21 protein-coding genes are annotated in these 18,730 nt (G+C 60.8%); 6 read left to right on the top strand and 15 right to left on the bottom strand.

Features of this window, described 5'->3' with window-relative positions; all coding sequences use genetic code 11:
* Window positions 1-60 precede the first annotated feature (60 nt).
* Both RCCGE510_RS21020 and RCCGE510_RS21025 read right to left on the bottom strand, forming a co-directional pair.
* Window positions 61-969 (bottom strand): flagellin, encoded by a 909-nt coding sequence (locus RCCGE510_RS21020; RefSeq protein WP_007633278.1) that lies wholly within the window; start codon window positions 967-969, stop codon window positions 61-63.
* A gap of 283 nt (window positions 970-1,252) precedes the next feature.
* Window positions 1,253-2,158 carry a flagellin gene (locus RCCGE510_RS21025; protein ID WP_007633279.1) on the bottom strand — a complete coding sequence of 302 codons (906 nt, stop codon included), beginning with the start codon at window positions 2,156-2,158 and terminating at the stop codon, window positions 1,253-1,255.
* A gap of 425 nt (window positions 2,159-2,583) precedes the next feature.
* Between RCCGE510_RS21025 and RCCGE510_RS21030 the strand changes: the two genes are divergently transcribed.
* Complete coding sequence (locus tag RCCGE510_RS21030) at window positions 2,584-4,500, top strand: glycosyl transferase (RefSeq protein ID WP_037079367.1); 1,917 nt, start codon at window positions 2,584-2,586, stop codon at window positions 4,498-4,500.
* Window positions 4,501-4,580: 80 nt separating this feature from the next.
* On the opposite strand, the gene fliP is transcribed toward RCCGE510_RS21030, so the two are convergent.
* From fliP to flgF, 13 genes are all read right to left on the bottom strand, one after another.
* Window positions 4,581-5,318 (bottom strand): flagellar type III secretion system pore protein FliP, encoded by a 738-nt coding sequence (gene fliP / locus RCCGE510_RS21035; protein WP_007633282.1) that lies wholly within the window; start codon window positions 5,316-5,318, stop codon window positions 4,581-4,583.
* The gene (locus RCCGE510_RS21040; protein ID WP_007633286.1) at window positions 5,315-5,821 is read right to left on the bottom strand and encodes a flagellar basal body-associated FliL family protein; all 507 of its coding nucleotides are present in this window, start codon (window positions 5,819-5,821) and stop codon (window positions 5,315-5,317) included. The genes fliP and RCCGE510_RS21040 overlap by 4 nt, the downstream gene beginning before the upstream one ends.
* Window positions 5,822-5,833: 12 nt before the next feature.
* On the bottom strand, window positions 5,834-6,550 hold the full coding sequence (flgH, locus tag RCCGE510_RS21045; protein ID WP_007633287.1) for a flagellar basal body L-ring protein FlgH: 717 nt from the start codon (window positions 6,548-6,550) through the stop codon (window positions 5,834-5,836).
* On the bottom strand, window positions 6,547-7,086 hold the full coding sequence (locus RCCGE510_RS21050) for a MotE family protein (RefSeq protein ID WP_007633288.1): 540 nt from the start codon (window positions 7,084-7,086) through the stop codon (window positions 6,547-6,549). Before RCCGE510_RS21050 ends, flgH begins: the two co-directional genes overlap by 4 nt.
* Window positions 7,083-8,204 carry a flagellar basal body P-ring protein FlgI gene (locus tag RCCGE510_RS21055; RefSeq protein WP_007633294.1) on the bottom strand — a complete coding sequence of 374 codons (1,122 nt, stop codon included), beginning with the start codon at window positions 8,202-8,204 and terminating at the stop codon, window positions 7,083-7,085. Before RCCGE510_RS21055 ends, RCCGE510_RS21050 begins: the two co-directional genes overlap by 4 nt.
* A complete protein-coding gene (flgA, locus tag RCCGE510_RS21060; protein WP_007633301.1) occupies window positions 8,201-8,683 on the bottom strand; it encodes a flagellar basal body P-ring formation chaperone FlgA in 483 nt (160 codons plus the stop codon). The genes RCCGE510_RS21055 and flgA overlap by 4 nt, the downstream gene beginning before the upstream one ends.
* 16 nt (window positions 8,684-8,699) lie before the next feature.
* Window positions 8,700-9,488, bottom strand: a complete 789-nt coding sequence (flgG, locus tag RCCGE510_RS21065) for a flagellar basal-body rod protein FlgG (RefSeq protein ID WP_007633304.1) — start codon at window positions 9,486-9,488, stop codon at window positions 8,700-8,702.
* A gap of 19 nt (window positions 9,489-9,507) precedes the next feature.
* Window positions 9,508-9,849, bottom strand: coding sequence for a flagellar hook-basal body complex protein FliE (locus tag RCCGE510_RS21070; protein WP_007633307.1), 342 nt, complete (start codon window positions 9,847-9,849; stop codon window positions 9,508-9,510).
* 2 nt (window positions 9,850-9,851) lie between these two features.
* The gene (flgC, locus tag RCCGE510_RS21075) at window positions 9,852-10,268 is read right to left on the bottom strand and encodes a flagellar basal body rod protein FlgC (RefSeq protein WP_007633309.1); all 417 of its coding nucleotides are present in this window, start codon (window positions 10,266-10,268) and stop codon (window positions 9,852-9,854) included.
* Between the two features lie 5 nt (window positions 10,269-10,273).
* A complete protein-coding gene (flgB, locus tag RCCGE510_RS21080; RefSeq protein ID WP_007633311.1) occupies window positions 10,274-10,666 on the bottom strand; it encodes a flagellar basal body rod protein FlgB in 393 nt (130 codons plus the stop codon).
* Window positions 10,667-10,831: 165 nt separating this feature from the next.
* Window positions 10,832-11,374: a hypothetical protein gene (locus tag RCCGE510_RS21085; RefSeq protein ID WP_007633314.1), complete on the bottom strand. Its 543-nt coding sequence runs from the start codon at window positions 11,372-11,374 to the stop codon at window positions 10,832-10,834.
* Window positions 11,375-11,376: 2 nt separating this feature from the next.
* On the bottom strand, window positions 11,377-12,774 hold the full coding sequence (gene fliI / locus RCCGE510_RS21090) for a flagellar protein export ATPase FliI (protein WP_007633319.1): 1,398 nt from the start codon (window positions 12,772-12,774) through the stop codon (window positions 11,377-11,379).
* 2 nt (window positions 12,775-12,776) lie between these two features.
* Window positions 12,777-13,511 carry a flagellar basal-body rod protein FlgF gene (gene flgF, locus RCCGE510_RS21095; RefSeq protein WP_007633321.1) on the bottom strand — a complete coding sequence of 245 codons (735 nt, stop codon included), beginning with the start codon at window positions 13,509-13,511 and terminating at the stop codon, window positions 12,777-12,779.
* 253 nt (window positions 13,512-13,764) lie between these two features.
* Here flgF and motA point away from each other — a divergent pair, with 253 nt between their 5' ends.
* From motA to flhB, 5 genes are all read left to right on the top strand, one after another.
* On the top strand, window positions 13,765-14,637 hold the full coding sequence (motA, locus tag RCCGE510_RS21100; RefSeq protein ID WP_007633323.1) for a flagellar motor stator protein MotA: 873 nt from the start codon (window positions 13,765-13,767) through the stop codon (window positions 14,635-14,637).
* A complete protein-coding gene (locus RCCGE510_RS21105; RefSeq protein WP_007633325.1) occupies window positions 14,638-15,588 on the top strand; it encodes a FliM/FliN family flagellar motor switch protein in 951 nt (316 codons plus the stop codon).
* Between the two features lie 65 nt (window positions 15,589-15,653).
* Complete coding sequence (gene fliN / locus RCCGE510_RS21110; protein ID WP_007633327.1) at window positions 15,654-16,241, top strand: flagellar motor switch protein FliN; 588 nt, start codon at window positions 15,654-15,656, stop codon at window positions 16,239-16,241.
* Between the two features lie 28 nt (window positions 16,242-16,269).
* On the top strand, window positions 16,270-17,310 hold the full coding sequence (gene fliG, locus RCCGE510_RS21115; protein WP_007633328.1) for a flagellar motor switch protein FliG: 1,041 nt from the start codon (window positions 16,270-16,272) through the stop codon (window positions 17,308-17,310).
* Window positions 17,311-17,647: 337 nt separating this feature from the next.
* Window positions 17,648-18,727, top strand: coding sequence for a flagellar biosynthesis protein FlhB (gene flhB / locus RCCGE510_RS21120; protein ID WP_007633330.1), 1,080 nt, complete (start codon window positions 17,648-17,650; stop codon window positions 18,725-18,727).
* Window positions 18,728-18,730 lie beyond the last annotated feature (3 nt).

Below are 18,730 nucleotides of genomic sequence, written 5' to 3' on the forward strand. Positions count from 1 at the left end.
AGCGCGGTTCGTTGCTGGATGCCCGCCGGAGACCGGCGGGCCGTTGTTTTCCGTGAGTTATTAGCCGCGGAACAGCGTGAGGATGGTCTGCGAAGAGGAGTTTGCGATCGACAGCGACTGGACGGCTAGCTGCTGCTGGGTCTGCAGGGCGCTGAGCTTGGAGGATTCTTCTTCCATGTTGGCGTCGACGAGACGGCCGACACCGGAGTCGATCGAGTCGCTGAGAGCGTTGACGAAGTTCTCCTGCAGTTCGATGCGCTTGGAGATCGAGCCGAGCTGAGCGCCGGCGCTGGTCATGGCCTTCAGAGCCGATTCAACGTTGGTCAGAGCCGACTGGATCTGGCCGAGGGTGAAGTTGGTGATGTCCATTGCGTAGACGGAACCGGTCGCACCGTTCGACGTCCCCAGGATACCCGTGGAGGTTTCGACCGAGCCGCCGCTCATGCCGAACAGAACGTTGCCCGTGCTGCTGTCGTCGAGAACATAGTCGGTCATCACGACTGAAACGGCGTTGGAGCCGTCGCGGACGAACGAGGCAACAACGTTCTTGGTGCCGTCAGCGCCAGCAACCCAGTTTTCACCGGAGAAGGAAGCCGACTGCGCCACGCTCATCAGCTGCTGCTGGAGCTGGCTGATTTCTTCCTGAACCTTGGCCTTGTCAACGCCGTTTTCAGTGGCGGCAACCAGCTTGGCCTTGATGTCGCCGACGACATCGATGGCGCTGGACATGGCGGAGTAGGCAGTGTCGACCTTGGCGGCGCCGAGGCCGAGAGCGTCGGATACAGCCGAGAGGGCCTTGTTATCAGAACGCATGGTCGTTGCGATCGACCAGTAAGCAGCATTGTCGGACGCCTTGCCGACGCGATAGCCGGACGAAACGTGAGCCTGGGTTTCCTGGAGACCCTGGTTGATGCCACGGAGAGTCTGGAGGGCTGCCATTGCAGCGTTATTGGTGTTGATGCTCGTCATAGTTTGCTTGCCCCTTGTTGGCAGATTTTTAAACAGGGACATTCCGGAGTTTCGGCCGGCCCACAGCGATCAGCATCATGCCTGTTAACCATTTCTGTTAAGGTTAACTCGCCGTTTCGATGGGCCTAGAAAACACCAAGATGGTTAAGGAAAGCTAAATCGAGATCGGAAATTACTTAAAAATATCTGAGACTTAGAAGGATTTTCATTAACCTTATATTAAAACATTTCGCGGCCGGGAATGACCCGGCCGCGAAACTTGGAAACCTGGTGCCGACCGGTCTTAGCGGAAGAGCGACAGGATGCTCTGCGAAGAGGAGTTCGCGATCGACAGCGACTGGATCGCCAGCTGCTGCTGGGTCTGCAGGGCGCTGAGCTTGGAAGATTCTTCTTCCATGTTGGCGTCAACGAGACGACCGATACCGGAGTCGATCGAGTCGCTGAGAGCGTTGACGAACTCGTCCTGGTTGTCGATGCGCTTGGAGAGCGAGCCGAGAGCCGCGCCGGCGCTAGTCATGGACTTCAAAGCCGATTCAACGTTGCTCAGAGCCGACTGGATCTGGCCGGCGGTGAAGTTGGTGATGTCCATCGAGTAGATCGAACCGGTCGCGCCACTCGAAGTACCAAGGATCCCCGTGGAGGTTTCGACCGAGCCGCCGCTCATGCCGAACAGCACGTTACCCGCCGAGCCGTCGTCGAGAACGTAGTCGGTGGTGGTGACCGAAACGGCGTTGGAGCCGTCGCGGACGAACGAGGAGACCACGCTCTTGGTGCCGTCAGCGCCGGCAACCCAGTTTTCGCCGTTGAAGGAAGCCGACTGAGCGACGCTCAGGAGCTGCTGCTGCAACTGGCCGATTTCTTCCTGCACCTTAGCCTTGTCGACGCCGTTTTCAGTGGCGGCAACGAGCTTGGCCTTGATGTCGCCGACGACATCGATGGCGCTGGACATCGCGGTGTAAGCGGTGTCGACCTTCGCAGCGCCTACGCCGAGCGCGTCGGAGACGGCCGAAAGAGCCTTGTTGTCTGAACGCATGGTCGTTGCGATCGACCAGTAAGCGGCGTTGTCAGACGCCTTGGCGACGCGGTAACCAGAAGAAACGTGGTTCTGCGTCTGATTGAGGCCCTGGTTGACGTTGCGCAACGTCTGGAGAGCGGCCTGTGCGGAAGTGTTGGTGTTAATGCTTGTCATAAATCTGTCCCCTGGAAACTAGATACAAAAAGGAGGACATACCGGACTAAGTACCGGCGATGACGGACCAGCTTCATGCTACTCGGCGCCTTTTTTTGTTTGGCCCAAACCCGTCATGTCCAGGGCAATCTCGCAGCCAATGCTTGCCAACTTCTTAAAAACAGCGGCCCCGTTCCGGCTCCTTACATCGCATAGTTAATACCGGCTGAATCTATTCCTTCGCATGCTAACATACCGGGAAAGAAACCGTTTTCTCTCATGAACCGAAGGGTCTTCATGAGGCGCACCGGTTTCAAGCAAGCTTCAGATGCCAATGTGGCAGGCGCCGGGATAGCACCATCGGACCGATCCGACCTTTTTACGGAGGATGGCCCGTCCGTGCCTCGGCGATCGACGCCAGAACATTTCCTTCACGGAGTTGGGTTTTGAACAGCAAAGTTTCGTTCTCTGCGGCATCCAAGGATTACCAGATGGGCCGCTACACACAGTCCCTGGCGACGCTCAACCAGCTGATGGATGTCCAGCAGGATGCCAAGACCTATGCGCTGCTGGCCAAGAACCTCGTGCAGCTCGGCTTCAAGGCCGATGCCGCGAAAGCCTATGGCCTGGCCGGCAAGTGCGAAGGACCAAACGCCTACGAATACCAGAAACAGGCAGCCAAGCTGCATTACGAGACCGGCAACGAGGACGACGCTCTGCTGATCGCCATGCGAAACCTCGCCAAGGCACAGGAAGACCCGGAACTCGCCTTCGTGATCACCGCGATCTATCTGAAGCGTCAGCAGCGGGATATCATCCGCCCGTTCAAGACGGTGCTGTCACAGAGTGCCAATCCCGATCACATGCGCCTGGCAGCCCTGCTTCTGAGCGACGATCTGAACGACGCCACCAACCAGGGTCTCGCGCGCAACCTCTTCAAACGGTTTCCCGGCAATCTCGCATTCCGCTTCCTTCACCTGGTTTTCGCCCGCGAATTCAACGATTTCGAAGAGGCAGCTAAGCATCAGACGGTGGTCGACGCCGCCCTTGCAAAAGGCGATATCGAGATCCTGCGCAAGGACAACCCGTTCTATCATCTGCACTGGTGCGGCAACGAAGATTTCAACCGGTATGCCACGATCGGCACCACGCCCCTCAACCAGGAACGGGTGGCCTTCCGCCGCAACCAGCCACATATCTGGTCGAACAAGATCCGGATCGGCTACATGTCATCGGACTTCTGGGATCGCCACGCGACGATGAAGCTCTTGCAGCGTATCCTGGAACTGCACGACAAGGACCGGTTCGAGGTGACGCTCTTCTGCCATACAGGCCCGGAATACCTGAAGCACAACAATACCGACCGCAGCCGCTGGGGCAGGATCGTCACCATTCACGGCTTCTCCGACCAGGCGGTGCTGGAAACGGTGCGCGAGCATAACATCGACATCATGATCGACCTGAAGGGCCATACTTCGGGCAGCCGCGCGTCGGCCTTCAACTTGCCGCTCGCACCGGTGCATGTCGGCTGGCTCGGCTTCCCCGGCAGCACCGTCAACATCGACCTCGACTACGTCATCGGCGACCATTCGGTACTGCCCGAGGTGGCCAAGCCCTTCTACCACGAGAAGTTCTGCCGGCTGCCGGAGAGCTATCAGCCGAACGACCCGATGCATCGTCCTAAGCCGCGCGCCGTCACCCGTGAGCAGCTCGGCCTGCCGGAAGACGCCTTCATCTTCGCGTCCTTCAACGGCAACCGCAAGATTACGCCGGAGACGATCGACAGCTGGTGCCGCATTCTCAAGCGCGCGCAAAACAGCGTGCTCTGGCTGATGGCGAATACGCCGCGCAACCAGGCAAACCTCCTGAAGCAGTTCCAGACGGCGGGCATTTCGCCCAAGCGGATCATCTTCTGCCCGCGCGCGCCGTATGAAGAGCACATCGACCGTCAGCAGGCGGCCGACCTCGGCATCGATACCTTCCCCGTCAACGGTCACACCACCACCTCGGAGCAGCTCTGGGGCGGCCTGCCGGTGCTGACCGTCAAAGGCACCAACTTCGCCTCACGCGTCAGCGAAAGCCTGCTCAGGGCAATCGACCTGCCCGATCTCGTCGCAGACGACCTGCAGGCCTATGAGGACATGGCCGTTGAACTGGCGCAGAATCCCGGCCGGATCGCCGAATACAAGGCGCATCTCAAGGAGAAGCGCTACATCGCGCCGCTCTTCGATGCCGAACGCTTCTGCGACCATCTGGAGCAGGCCTATGAGATCATGGCCGAGCGTTCCAAGCAGGGTCTGGCACCCGACCACATGGACATTGCGGCGCTGCCGCTGCGCGCGGCGCCGTTCGCGGCGGAGTAAGGCTTTATAACCGCCACGAAAAACCCGCCGGAGCGATCCGGCGGGTTTTCACGTTCGGAAAAGGCCGATGCCGCAGCCGGTCAGTTGAATGAGCGCACCAGGCTGCCGACGAGCAGGTTCCAGCCGTCGATCAGCACGAAGAAGAGAATTTTGAACGGCAGCGAGATCGAGGTCGGCGGCAGCATCATCATGCCCATCGCCATGGTGATGGTGGCGACGATCAGATCGATAACGAGGAACGGCAGGACGACGAGGAAGCCGATCTCGAAGCCGCGGCGGATCTCGGAAATCATGAAGGCCGGGATCAGCACGCGATAGTCGATCGGATCGGTCGTCTGAATATTCTGGCCGCGCTCACGCGCCAGATCGACGAAGAGCGCCAGATCCTTTTCGCGGGTATTGGCCGACATGAAGGTGCGGAACGGTTCGGCGATCCGCTGGACCGCCTCGGTCTCGTTGATCTGATTGGCAAGCAGCGGCTGCACGCCGTTCTGCCAGGCCTGATCGAAGGTCGGCGACATGACGTAGAAGGTCATGAACAGCGACAGCGACAGAAGGATCATATTGGAAGGGGTCGAGGAGAGGCCCATGCCTGAGCGCAGGATTGAGAAGGCGATGATGAAGCGCGGGAAGCTCGTCACCATGATCAGGATGCCCGGCGCGACCGAAAGAATGGTCAGCAGGCCGAAGGTGCGGATGATCCAGGCAGCGACGGAGCCATCGACCGGCACGTTCAACAGGTCGGTCGGCAGCTGCTGTGCCACCGCCAGTTCCGGTACCGCCATCATGGCGGCAAGGAAAACTATGAGACGAATCATTCGATGACAAATGTCCTGAACATGACCTTCGATACGCGCCCTTGCGAGCGAAGGTCAACACGTTCCTGTATGTCATCCTTGAGATATTGAAAGCCCCGCGGCCCCTCGATCTGCTGCAGGGAAACGGTCCTGATATATGCGAGGATATCCTGATGAATATCCTCGGAAACCTTGACATCCGGCGGCCCGTTGAAAAGCAGCGCGACCTCGAGTCGGACCCAGTTTTCGGACGGGTAAGCGAGGTTCGACGTGATCGGTTCGAGCTGGACGACGTTGTTGGCCTCGGTCGAGATGTGGGCTAGGCCTTCCTCGCCCTTTTTCTTCGCTTCGGCGTCCTTGGCCTGCTCGGCCTCTTTGGCGCCCTTGATGTTAGGCGCGACGATCGTGCCGACCGTCCAGCCGCCGCCGGCGCCGAGCAACGTCAGGACGGCGACGCCGATGATCGTCATCAGCGTGCCGGATTTCTTCTTTGATTGATCTGCGCTTGCGTCTGGCTCTGCCATCGTCGTTCAGCCTCAAAGCGGCGAGAAAAGATCGACGGCCTGCTGGCCGCGCGGAGGCTGCTGCACTTCCATCAGGCGGCCGCGGCCACCGTAGGAGATGCGGGCTTCGGCGATCTTGTCGTAGGAGATCTGGTTTTCGGCATTGACGTCCTGGGGACGAACGATACCGGCGACGTTCAGGATACGCAGTTCCTGGTTCAATCGGACTTCCTGCGAGCCCGATATGACGAGGTTGCCGTTTTCGAGAATACCGGTGACGACGGCGGCGACCAGAAGCGTCAGCTTGTCGGTGCGCTCGATCTTGCCCTTGCCGTCGGTGCTGGTGTCGGAGCCATAAGTCAGGTCGGTCTTGGACTCAGGCGTCCAGCCGAAGATCTGGGCGTTGACGTCCCAGTTCATGCCGCTCGAATTCTTGCGGCTGCGGTTGGTCTCGTTGTCGAAGGAGCCCTTGTCGTTGATCTGGATGTCAACGGTCAGGATGTCGCCGACGTTGAGCGCGCGCGCATCCTTGAAGAGTGCGGCCTGCGAATCGCTCCACAGCGAATAGCCCTGCGCTACGGCGCGCGGCTGCTTCGGGTAAAGCGCCATCTGCGGCGTCTGGCCATAGGCAAGGCCGCTGCCGATCGGGCTCATGGCCGGCGCACGGCCGATCTCGCTGACTGCCGTCGGAGACTGGCAACCCGCAAGGAGTGCGAGGGCGGCAATCGCGGCCGGGAGACGCATATTCATGAAGGATCCTTCGACGTATTGGGATCGGACGCACTGGCGATGACACTGGCGATGGCCGCGGCCTTCTTCGCGTCCATCTCGTTGAGGATGAGGCTCGACTGACGCGGCCCGAGCCGCATGATCACGGCGGAGGCCACCTCGATCTTCATATCCTGCAATTGGAGGGCCGCCGCATCCGGCTTCATCTTCTTGTAGATCTCGGTGAGGCCGGCTTCCGCCTGCTTCAGGAAATCGTCGCGCCGCTTCAGCCAGTCCTGATATTCGGCCTTGCGCTTGTCCATTTCCGCCATGCGGGCGTCGATGTCGGCGCGAAGCTTTTCCAGTTCCTGCTTCTGCAGGAGGTAACGCTGGTCGCGGGCGGGGTCGGCGATGTTGGTGCAGAACTGCTTGACTTCGTCCTGGGAGATGATGTCTCCCGCCGGCGCATGCTCCTGCGCGAAGGCGCCCGGGATCGACAGAAGGACGAGCCCTGCTGCCGGCAGCGCCAGCCGGCGCAGCAATTGCAGGACCGTCATGTCTTTGATGATCTTTATCATTGCAGCACAAGCTCCGCCTGCAGGGCGCCTGCCGACTTGATGCCCTGGAGAATGGCGATGATGCCATCCGGCTTCACGCCGATATTGTTGAGACCGGCGACGAGGGTCCTGAGGTCGGGACCGTCGATGATGGCGACGCGCCCGCCGGTCTGCTCAGCCGCGATATCGGTCTGCGGCTGGACGGCCGTCCGGCCCTGCGAGAAGGGTTCGGGCTGGATGATCTGCGGCGTCTCGGTAACCTGAACCGTCAGTGTTCCGTAGCTGACCGCAACCGGCGAGACGCGGACGTCCGAGCCGATGACGATCGTTCCGGTGCGCTCATTGATGACCACCTTGGCCGGCGTATCGGTTTCGACGATGAGATTTTCGATGTCGGCCATCAGCCGGGTGAGATCGGCCGCGCGCGGCTTCTGGATCACCACTTCCTGCGAATCCTTGGCTTCGGCGACCGGGCCGCCGAAGCGTGCAGAGGCATAACCGTTGACGATGTCGGCGATGCGGATCGCCGTCGAGAAGTCGGGGTTGCGCAGCTGCAGCACGAGATTGACCGAATCCTTGAAGCGGGACGGAAGTTCGCGTTCGATGATAGCGCCGCCGGGCACGCGGCCGGCGGTGGTGACACCTTCCGTCACGGTCGCAGCCTGGCCCTGGGCCTGGAAGCCGGTGACGATGGCGGCGCCCTGCGCGACGGCGTAAATCTGGCCGTCGGCGCCGGAAAGCGAGGTCATGACGAGCGTGCCGCCGCGCAGCGACGTTGCGTCGCCGAGCGAACTCACCGTCACGTCGATGCGGCTGCCGGGGCTTGCGAAGGGCGGCAGGTTGGCGGTGACCATGACCGCCGCCGTATTCTTGGCGTTGGACTGGCCGCCCTGGGTCGAGATGCCGAGATTCTGCAGCATCGCCCGCATCGACTGCTCGGTGAAAGGCGAGGCACGAAAGCCGTCGCCGGTTCCCTGCAGACCGACGATCAGGCCGTAGCCGATCAGCTGGTTGTCGCGGCCGGCCTGAAGGGAGGCGATATCCTTGATGCGGGAGGTCAGCGCCCAGGCGGGCGCGACGTCGGCCAGGCTCATGGCGAAGACCGCGACAAGGGTCAAGAAACGGAAGAACAATTTCATTTTGCCCTCACATGGACCGTGCCGTCCGCAAGCACCGTGCCGCTGACGATAACGCCGGAATCCATATTGCGTGCGCGCACCACCTGCCCGGTCGAGCCGTCTTCGAGCGGCGAGCCGGCAGCCGAGATCGTCATCGCGCCAAGCGAAAAGATCAGGCGGATCGAAGAGCCGCGGGTGACCGTATAGGCTTCGCGCAGGCCCGAAACCGAAATCGTGCGGCCCGGCAGCAACGTGCGCTTGGAGACCATGCCTTCGACCTGGGAAATGGATTTGGCAAAATCGCCGGCGAGGTTGGGGTTGGTGACCTCGACCTCCTGAAGCTGGCTGGCCGACAGTGTGTCGCCGGGGTAGATGATCGTCGTCGGGACGACGGCATAACCCATGCCGGCATCCGCGTCCGCGGGCAAGAAAATGCCCGCGACTGCGATCGTGGCTGCCGCCACCCATCCTGAGATGTGTCCCGCACGGCAAAACATCATGTTTCGGCCCTTCCCTCTACTTCAGGTTCTTGCTGACGATGGTGGCCATTTCGTCAGCGGTGGTGATCACCTTGGAATTCATTTCGTAAGCGCGCTGGGCCGAGATCAGCTCGGTGATTTCCTTCACCGGGTCGACGTTCGAGGCTTCCAGATAGCCCTGCTTCATGTAGGCGAAACCTTCTTCGTCAGGATTGCCGACGACGGCTTCGCCGGAGGCTGCCGTTTCCTGGAAGAGATTGTCGCCGATCGGCTGGAGGCCGGCCTCGTTGACGAAATCGGCAAGCGTCAGCTGGCCAAGCGTGGTCGCGTCCGTCGCACCTGGCAATTTGGCCGAAACCTGGCCGGAGCGGCTGATCGTCAGCTCGGTCGAGCCCGTCGGAATGGTAATGCCCGGAAGGACCTCGTAGCCGTCGATGGTGACGAGCTGGCCCTGGTCGTTCTTGTTGAAGGCGCCGGCGCGGCTGTAGAGCGTCGTACCGTCGGTCGACTGGATCTGGAAGAAGCCCTTGCCGATCAGCGCTACGTCGAGATCGTTGCCGGTCTGGGTCAGTTCGCCCTGGAGGTGCAGGTTGCGCACCGCCGAGGTCTGGACGCCGAGACCGATGTTTGCGCCTTCCGGAACGACGGCCTGGTTGGCGCGGTTGGCGACACCCTTGGCGCGTTCGGTCTGGTAGAGAAGATCGGAGAATTCGGCGCGGGCGCGCTTGAAACCCGTCGTATTGATGTTGGCGATGTTGTTCGCGATGACTTCCAGATTGGTCTGCTGGGCATCCATGCCCGTTGCTGCGATGGCGAGCGCTCTCATGTGTTCGTCCTCAAATCAGTTACATCTGCATCTTGGTGACTTCGAGAAAGGCCGAGACGACCTTGTCGCGGATGGCGATGGCGGTCTGCAGCGTCTGCTCGGCCTGGAGCATAGAATCGACGACTTCACGCGTCGTCGCCGTGCCCTTGATGCCGGCAAAGGACATGCTTTCCGCCCCCTTCAGGCTGGTGACCGCGTCGCTCGCCATATTGCCCATGACGGAGGCGAAGCTCATGCCGTTGGCGGCACCTGCGGTGCCCGGCATGGTGGCGGCAGACGACGAGGCGGAATTTTCGGTGTCGACGGCGCCGAGCGCACGGGTCATCGAAAGATTGCTGACATTCTGGAGGCTGCTGATCATTATTATTGGCTCTTCAGGAGGTCGATGGTGGAGGAGATGAGATCGCGGGTCTGCTTGATGGTCTGCAGATTGGCGTCATACGAGCGATTGGCTTCGCGCATGTCGGCCATCTCGACGAGGATGTTGACGTTCGGCAGTTTGACGACGCCCTTCTGATCCGCAGCCGGATTGCTGGGGTCGAATTCGGTGCTGAAGTCGCCTTCATCGACGCCGACCTTCTTGACATCGACCGTCTCGACGCCGCTGGCGCGATCCATCTGCTGGCCGAAAGTGATCGTCTTGCGGCGATAGGGGTCGGCTCCGGGCGTGTCGCCGGTCGAGCGGGCGTTGGCGATGTTTTCCGAGACGATGCGCAGGCGGGTCGATTGCGCCTCGAGCCCGGAACCGGCGATTTTCATTGCTGCTGAAAGCGGATCCATGATTTTTACTTCCTGACGGTCATCAACATCATGCGGTTGAAGGAACTGACCAGCGAGGTGTTCAGATCGTATTGGCGCTTGATATCGCCCGACTTGGAGAGCTCCTCGGCCACGCCGACCGTATTGCCGGATTCCTGGATGCCGATTTCCTGGTCGAGTGCGGCGTCCTTGACGTCGATATCGCCGCTGTCGCTGAAATCATTGCCACTGAGATGAGCCGGATTGGTGCGCGCCATGTTGATGTCGGACTTGTCGAGCACGGCGTCGAAGGGCGTGACGTCCTTGGCGTGGAACTTCGGGGTATTTGCATTCGCGATGTTGCCGGCAACAACCTGCTGACGAATCGTCAGCCATTCCGCCTGTCGCGAAGCCAAGTCGAAAAGTTGGATCGGTTGCATGAGACTCTCCGTTTTTACTGTCCCGAACCTAGTGCGGTAATCTTGCGTGGGACTTACGGGAATTCAGGTTTCAAGCCGCCTTTCGCGGAGCGCCGCGCGCAAAAAACTGGGGCCCCGGCCGGTTCGCGGCGGAGCCCCTGTTGCCTTCCGGTTTGGCCGGCAGGTTCAGTTGTTCTGGTAGGTCTCACCCTTGGAGGTGACGATCATCCACTTGCCCTCGCGCTGTTCGATTGTCGCAAGGCGGCTCTGGTCCGGCAGGATCGATCCGACGCGCACCACATACATGCCGGAGGTATCCTCGATCAGCGCCCGGCCGTTGGAGACGTGCAGCAGCCGGAAGGACGACGTGCCGGGGAAGGGCTGATCCTCGAGGATGGGGCGGCCCTCGCGCTCCTTGCCGAGGTCGGAGACCGTCGCCGTCGTCAGCGGATCGATCGGTGGGGCCTTCTTATCCGGCTCGTTCTTGTTGACCATGGCAAGCGGCGAGACGCTGAAGACGTTGCGGGCCGGCCAATCCGGTAGTTCGCGCGAATTGTCGCTGGCGGCGACGTTGATGCCGAACTTGTCTTCGTTGAAGAACACGTACCAGGGAAAGAAGGCGGAGGCGCCGGCAAGCGCCAGGCCGGCAAAGGTCAGAAACCGATCCAGGCCGACGGCCTTCCGGCGTTGCTTGAGGGAAGCGATGCTTTCGTCGTCGAATTCGGCCACGTCTATCTCCTCTGAATGGGCGCGCCCTGATTGCCCATGCCGGCTGCAGCTTTGAGCGCGCCGGCGAGATCGGCGAAGGCATCGGCCGAGTCGCGGTCGCCCGGCGACTGTTTCAGGACGTCGTAAATGATCGGCACCTGCTTGACCGCCATGTCGAGATCGGGATCGGCACCCTGGCGGTAACCGCCGATCAGGCGTAGGTCACGCGTTTCCTCGAAGCGGTGGATCAGCACCTTCAGCCGCGACACCAGCTTTTCCTGGTCCGGCGTCCAGGCCTTGCGGGCAAGACGCGAGATCGAGGCGAGCGGATCGATCGGCGGGTAACGCCCTTCTTCTGCAAGGCTGCGCTGCAGGACGATATGACCGTCGAGAATGCCGCGCGTCGAATCGGCGATCGGGTCGTTGTGGTTGTCGCCGTCGACGAGAATCGAGATGATCGCCGTGATGGTGCCGGCGCCCTCGGGGCCGGGACCGGCGCGCTCCAGCAGGCGCGGCAGCTCGGTGAAGACGGAAGCCGGGTAACCGCGCGCGATCGGCGGCTCACCGGAGGCAGTCGCCACCTCGCGGATCGCATGGGCGAAACGCGTAACGCTGTCGACGATGAACAGGACATTCTCGCCCTTGTCGCGGAAATGTTCGGCGATGGTGACGGCCGTCAGCGGCGCCATCTTGCGCAGCATCGGGCTCTCGTCGCTGGTTGCGACGACGGCGATCGCCTTCTTCATATTGCTACCGAGCGTATCCTCGATGAATTCGCGCACCTCGCGGCCGCGTTCGCCGACAAGCGCAATGACGACCTTGTCGAAGGCGTCGGCGCGCGCGAGCATCGACAGAAGCGTCGACTTGCCGACACCGGAACCGGCGAAGATGCCGAGGCGCTGCCCCAGGCAGAGCGGCGAGAAGATGTCGATCGCGCGCACGCCGGTCTTGAAGCCGGTCTGGACACGCTTGCGCGTCATCGAGGGTGGCGCGGTATTGGCGATCGAACGGCGATCGAGGCCCTCGGTGATTGGACCCAACCCGTCGATCGGCTCGCAGAGCGAATTGACGGTGCGCCCACACCAGCTATCCGACGGTGAGATGCGGAAGGCGCCCTTGCGGATGACGGTATCGTCGATGCCGATCGGCTCGCCGGGTTCGATCGGGCAGACATAAATCAGGTCCGGCTCGACGCGAACGACTTCGCCGAGATGGACGCCGGTCGCCGATTTATGGGCGACGAACTCACCGAGGCGAACATGGCGGGAGAGACCGCGAACCGTGTAATGGCCGGCAGCAATGGTCTGCACGCGACCGCCATGGGCGACCGCGAACTCCGGCGATGCGTATCGGTCGACGAGGCCGGCCAGATGCGCCAGTTTCGGGGAAAGACCGTCCTCGGACAGAAGCGTGGTGCTCATGCTTAGCGGCTGCCCCCGAGGGTCTGCACGGCTTCCTTGAAGGAATCCTCGCTGTCGCGCATCAGCGACGAGACGCTTTCGAAGGCGCGGTTGACTTCGATCAGCTGGGTGATCTCGCGCATGGCGTTGACGTTGGAGTTTTCGAGATAACCCTGCTCGACGCCGACATTGAATCGGTCGACGACGGCGCGCGGCTGGTCGGTGGTCATGATTCCGCTGTTTTCGTAGCGCAGGTAACCCTTGCTGATATCGGCTTCGAACAATCCGAGCGAGGCGACCTGGCGGTCGCCCTGGTAGATGATGCCGTCGGTGCCGACGGCCGGCTCACCGCCCTTCGAATTGAGCTGGATCGGCGCGCCGCCGGCGTCGAGAACGGGATATCCGCGGATCGACACGAGTTCACCGGTATCCTTCAGCGTGAAGCGGCCGTCCCTCGTCAGCACGCGGCCGGCCGGCGTATCGAGCGAGAACCAGGCATCGCCCTTGACGGCAAAATCGAGCATGTTGCCGGTGTGCTGCAGTTCGCCATTTCCCTCGTTCAGATAGTCGTTACCCTGGGAAACGAAGGCGACTTTGGCGTTCAGCTTGTTCTTGGTGTTCGCCACCACCTCGTCGAATTTCACCTCGGTGGCGCGAAAACCGGTCGTGTTCACGTTCGCCATGTTGTCCGCAATGGTCGTCAGGCGCTTTTCGAGGGCAATCTGCGACGACAGAGAAACATAAAGACCAGATTGCATGTCGGTAAGCTCCAAGCATTGGCGATGAACGGTACGAAAAGCCGGCGTCGTCTCATGTGGTTCGGCCGGGGTTTCGCTGAGGCGGCATCTCAGAAACGGATGCGGGCACCCATTCGTCTCCTTTAGACTGACGGCAGATGCTTGCGCGAAGCTGGCACGCGGAAATGCCTTGCGCGCGGCCCTTTCATCAGCCTCACGCAAGGCAGAAACCCTATCCCTTTCAAAGAAAAGTAACGTTCAGATTGGGCTGACGATGAATATCATTATCGGATTTATAGTGACTTGCGGCTGTGTCATCGGCAGCTTCATGGCGATGGGCGGTCACGTGGACGCGCTTTTCCAGCCCTTCGAATTCGTGATCATCGGCGGCGCAGGTCTCGGCAGCTTCATCATGGCGAACCCGATGAAGATCGTGAAGGATTCCGGCAAGGCGCTTGGCGAAGCCTTCAAGCACGCCGTGCCGAAGGAACGTAATTATCTCGACACGCTCGGCGTGCTCTATTCGCTGATGCGCGACCTGCGCACCAAGTCGCGCAACGAAATCGAAGCCCATATCGACAATCCGGCCGAATCGACGATTTTCCAGTCGGCTCCTACAGTTTTGAAGAACAAGGAATTGACGGCGTTCATCTGCGACTACGTGCGCCTGATCATCATCGGCAATGCCCGCAGCCACGAGATCGAGGCGCTGATGGACGAAGAACTCAACACCATCATGCACGACAAGATGAAGCCCTACCACGCGATCCAGATCATGGGCGATTCCTTCCCGGCGATCGGTATCGTCGCGGCGGTTCTCGGCGTCATCAAAGCGATGGCTCACATCAACGATTCACCTGAGGTACTCGGTCACCTGATCGGCTCGGCGCTCGTCGGCACCTTCCTCGGCATTCTGTTGTCCTACTGCGTCTGCTCGCCGCTGGTCTCCCAGATCAAGATCGTGCGCAACAAGCAGCACCGCCTCTACGTCATCGTCAAGCAGACGCTGCTTGCCTATATGAACGGCTCGGTGCCGCAGGTTGCTCTCGAATACGGCCGCAAGACGATCTCGGCTTACGAACGTCCGTCCATCGACGCGGTCGAACAGGAAATGATGAACCCAGGCGGCGAAACCAAGGCGGCTTAAATGACTATGAGCAATGCTTCGCATGACAAACCGGCAATGGATCCTGCCCTTCTCGCCAAGCTGACAGGCGGGCTTGGCGACAGGGGCAGGGTCGCCAAGATCTGCAGTTCCTTCGGGGAAGTCTACAGCGAATTCTTTCCCGACGTCATCAAGAGCGAGACCGGCCTCGACGTGACGGTCAACTATCTCGGCTGCGAGATCGGCTATAAGAACCACCTGATCGACGATCTGAGCGCGAACGTCACCCTCGTCGACGTGACACTGCGCAACTGGTCGCAGAACATCACGCTTGCCTGCGGCAACGGTTTCGTCATCACGTTGATGGAGCACCTGCTCGGCGCCACCGCCGATACGATCGAGGAGCCGGCCGACCGGCTGCTGTCGATCATCGAAATTGACCTCGCAGTGATGGTTTTCGACAAGATCGCCAAGGTGCTGCGCGGGGCCGTCAACGCACCCGGTGGTTTCGAACCGAGCCTTTCGGCCCCGCATGCGCTTGAGCTGCGCGTCCGGCCGCCGGAGGACCGCCCGGACGAATTCGCCGCCGCCATCAATATGTCGATCACGCTTGCCGGCATCGTCTCCGAATTTTCGTTGATGGTTCCGCAGACGGCGCTGCTCAAGACCAAGGTGACACCGCCGAAGCCGAAGCGCCAGGCGACCGGCAAGTCGGCGGAGTGGACCGAACAGTTGGGCGACCAGGTCCGCCGCTCGCATGTCACGCTCGAGGCCAAGATCAGACTGCAGGACCTGACGCTGCGCACGATATCGAAGCTGATGGTCGGCGACGTCATTCCGTTCCGCGACAGCGGCGACGTGCGCGTCGAGGTCAGCGCCAACAGCAAGGAATTGTATGTGTGCGAGTTCGGCCGTTCAGGCGAAAACTACATGGTCCGCGTCAAGGATACGATGAACTCGGATGACGAACTCATCCGTCATTTAATGAATTAATCGGTTCTCTGGTTTTTGGGCTGCAAAGGCAGTTTGAGGCAAGTTTCAACTGGAATAGTGATTTCATGGCTACGAAGAAAACACAGCAGAACAGCGACCTCTCCCTGGATCTTCCGGGCAGCGAAGCGGATCTCGACCAGGCGATCGACGATCTGCGTGGCGTGCTGAAGCAGGATGCCGACGGCGACCTGCCGCATTTTGGCGACGACCTGCAGAACGACGCCTTCGCAGCAGGAACCGATCTGGCGGCCTTCGGCGGCGAGATGTCGGAAACCCCGTTCGGCGGCGACGATTTCGGCGGCGATTTCGGTGCCGGCAATGCCAGCCCGGCGGCCGGCATGGATTTCGGCGACAGCTCCTCCTTCGACGCGTCGCCGGCTCCGCTCGGCAGTGCGCTGAATTCGAACTTCGACCTGATCATGGACATCCCGATCGACGTCCAGATCATGCTCGGCACCAGCCGCATGCAGGTCTCCGGCCTAATGAACCTCAATGAAGGGGCGACGATCGCCCTCGACAAGAAGATCGGCGAACCGGTCGAGATCATGGTGAATGGCCGCAGGATTGCACGCGGCGAGATTACGGTGCTTGATAACGACGACACGCGATTCGGTGTGAAACTGATAGAAGTTTTGAGTACGAAAAAAGCCTGATCCCTGTGTGGGACGGAGAGGTTAGACCATGATGGACTTTGACGATTTCGGCGGCGCGCTAGCCGGGAAACCGTTGACCCAGGCTGAAAAGGCGGCGGCTGTTCTTCTCGCTATGGGAAAGGGAGTCGCCGGCCGGCTGTTGAAATATTTCACCCAGGCCGAACTGCAGACCATTATCTCATCCGCCCAGTCGCTGCGCGCCATCCCACCGGATGAACTCTTGATGCTCGTCGGCGAATTCGAAGACCTCTTCACCGAGGGCGCCGGACTGATGGACAATGCCAAGGCGATCGAGGCCATTCTGGAAGAAGGCCTGACGCCCGACGAAGTCGACAGCTTACTCGGCCGCCGCACGGCATTCCAGGCCTACGAAACCTCGATCTGGGATCGTCTCAGCGAAGCGGAGCCGACGTTTGTCGCACAGTTCCTGCTGCGCGAACATCCGCAGACCGTTGCCTATATTCTTTCGATGATGCCTTCCAACTTCGGCGCCAAGGTGCTGCTGCAGCTCCCCGACAATCGCCGTGCCGACATCATGAACAGAACGGTCAACATGAAGGCCGTCAGCCCGAAGGCTGCGCAGATCATCGAGAACCAGGTCATGACGCTGCTTGCCGAGGTAGAGGCAGAGCGCAATGCTGCCGGCTCGACGAAGGTCGCCGATCTCATGAACGAACTCGACAAGCCGCAGGTCGACACGCTGCTCACCTCGTTGGAATCGATCAGCCGCGAATCCGTCAACAAGGTCCGCCCGAAGATCTTCCTGTTCGAGGACCTCATGTACATGCCGCAGCGCAGCCGCGTCCTGCTGCTCAACGACATCTCGACGGATGTGCTCACCGTCGCGCTGCGCGGTTCGCCGCCCGAGATCCGCGAATCGGTTCTCTCCGCCATCAGCCCGCGCCAGCGCCGCATGATCGAATCGGATCTGCAGGGCGGCATGGGCGGCGTCAATCCGCGCGAGATTGCCATTGCTCGGCGCGCCGTGGCGCAGGAAGCGATTCGCCTGGCCAACTCAGGCCAGATCGAGCTTAAGGAGAAGGAAGGCGACGCTTCGGCAGCCGCCTAAAGCCGGGTGCGCATTGACCTTCGTTCGTGCTATCCGTTTTCGCCCCAGGTTTTATGCGTATCGGCCCCCGGGATACCGCTGCGCGCTTCCGGGGCGACATGCATAGCACTCCGAGACTGTTGACAAATCCAGCCGCCCGCAAGGCGGCTGTTGATCGCCGCGTCGCAGGCGACTACCCTTCCAGTATAGGCCGCGCTCTATAGCGCGTCGCAGGGAACCCGGTTTCCGCGGCGCGCTTTAGCTCTTTGTTTTGATGCATGTCGTCATCCCAAAATCGCTGCACAGGTTTGGGCGAATGCAGTAGCTGCTGCCTATTTATTTTACGGAGGGCCGCGTCTTGGCAGACGATGACAAGGACAGCAAAACAGAAGCCCCGACCGCGAAAAAGCAAAGCGATGCCGCTGACAAAGGCAACGTGCCGTTTTCGCGCGAGCTGTCGATCTTCGCGACCATCCTTGCCACCTATATCTATCTGGTGTTCTTCCTTCCCGACAGTGTCGGGCGCATGACTGAAACGCTGCGCGACATCTTTGAGCAACCCGACCAGTGGAAGATCGAGACGGGGCCGGATGCGCTTTCGCTGTTCGTCAAGCTCGGCTGGGCATGTGCGGCACTGCTGGCGCCCGCCTTAATTCTGTTCATGGTGTTCGGAATCGCCTCCTCCATCTTCCAGAACCTGCCGACGCCGGTGCTTGAACGCATCCGGCCGCAAGCGTCGCGCATCTCTCCCGCTAAAGGCTGGGAACGGCTCTTCAGCCTGCCGGGCCTCGTCGAGTTCGGAAAATCGCTGTTCAAGGTCGTCGTCGTCGGGGTGATCCTGTTTTTCGTGCTGAGGAGCGAATATTTCAGCTCGATCGACGCGATGTTCTCCGACCCGCAGACGATCCTGGTGCGGATCTCGACAGCGATGCGCAAGATCATCATCGTCGTGCTGATCGCCACCGCGATCGTGGCGATCGCCGATGTCTTCTGGACGCGCCATCACTGGTTCACCGAGCTGAAGATGACGCGGCACGAGATCAAGGAAGAAAACAAGCAGGCGCAGGGCGACCCCTTCGTCAAGGGCCGGCAGCGCTCGCTGATGCGCGACCGCGCGCGCCGGCGGATGATCGCCAATGTCGATCGGGCGACGCTCGTCATCGCCAACCCGACGCACTATGCGGTGGCGCTGCGCTACGCCCGCGAAGAAAACGACGCGCCGGTGGTGCTGGCCAAGGGCCAGGACCTCATTGCGCTCAAAATCAGGGAGATTGCCGAAAAAAACGGCATCCCGGTGTTCGAGGATCCGCCGCTTGCGCGCTCCATGTTTGCGCAAGTCTCGATCGATAGTGTCATACCGTCAGTCTTCTATAAGGCCGTTGCGGAGCTGATCCACCGGGTCTACGCCGCAGATGCCAAGAACAAACGGGTAAGATAAGCC

This window comes from Rhizobium sp. CCGE 510, assembly GCF_000292525.1.
Lineage (GTDB): Bacteria > Pseudomonadota > Alphaproteobacteria > Rhizobiales > Rhizobiaceae > Rhizobium.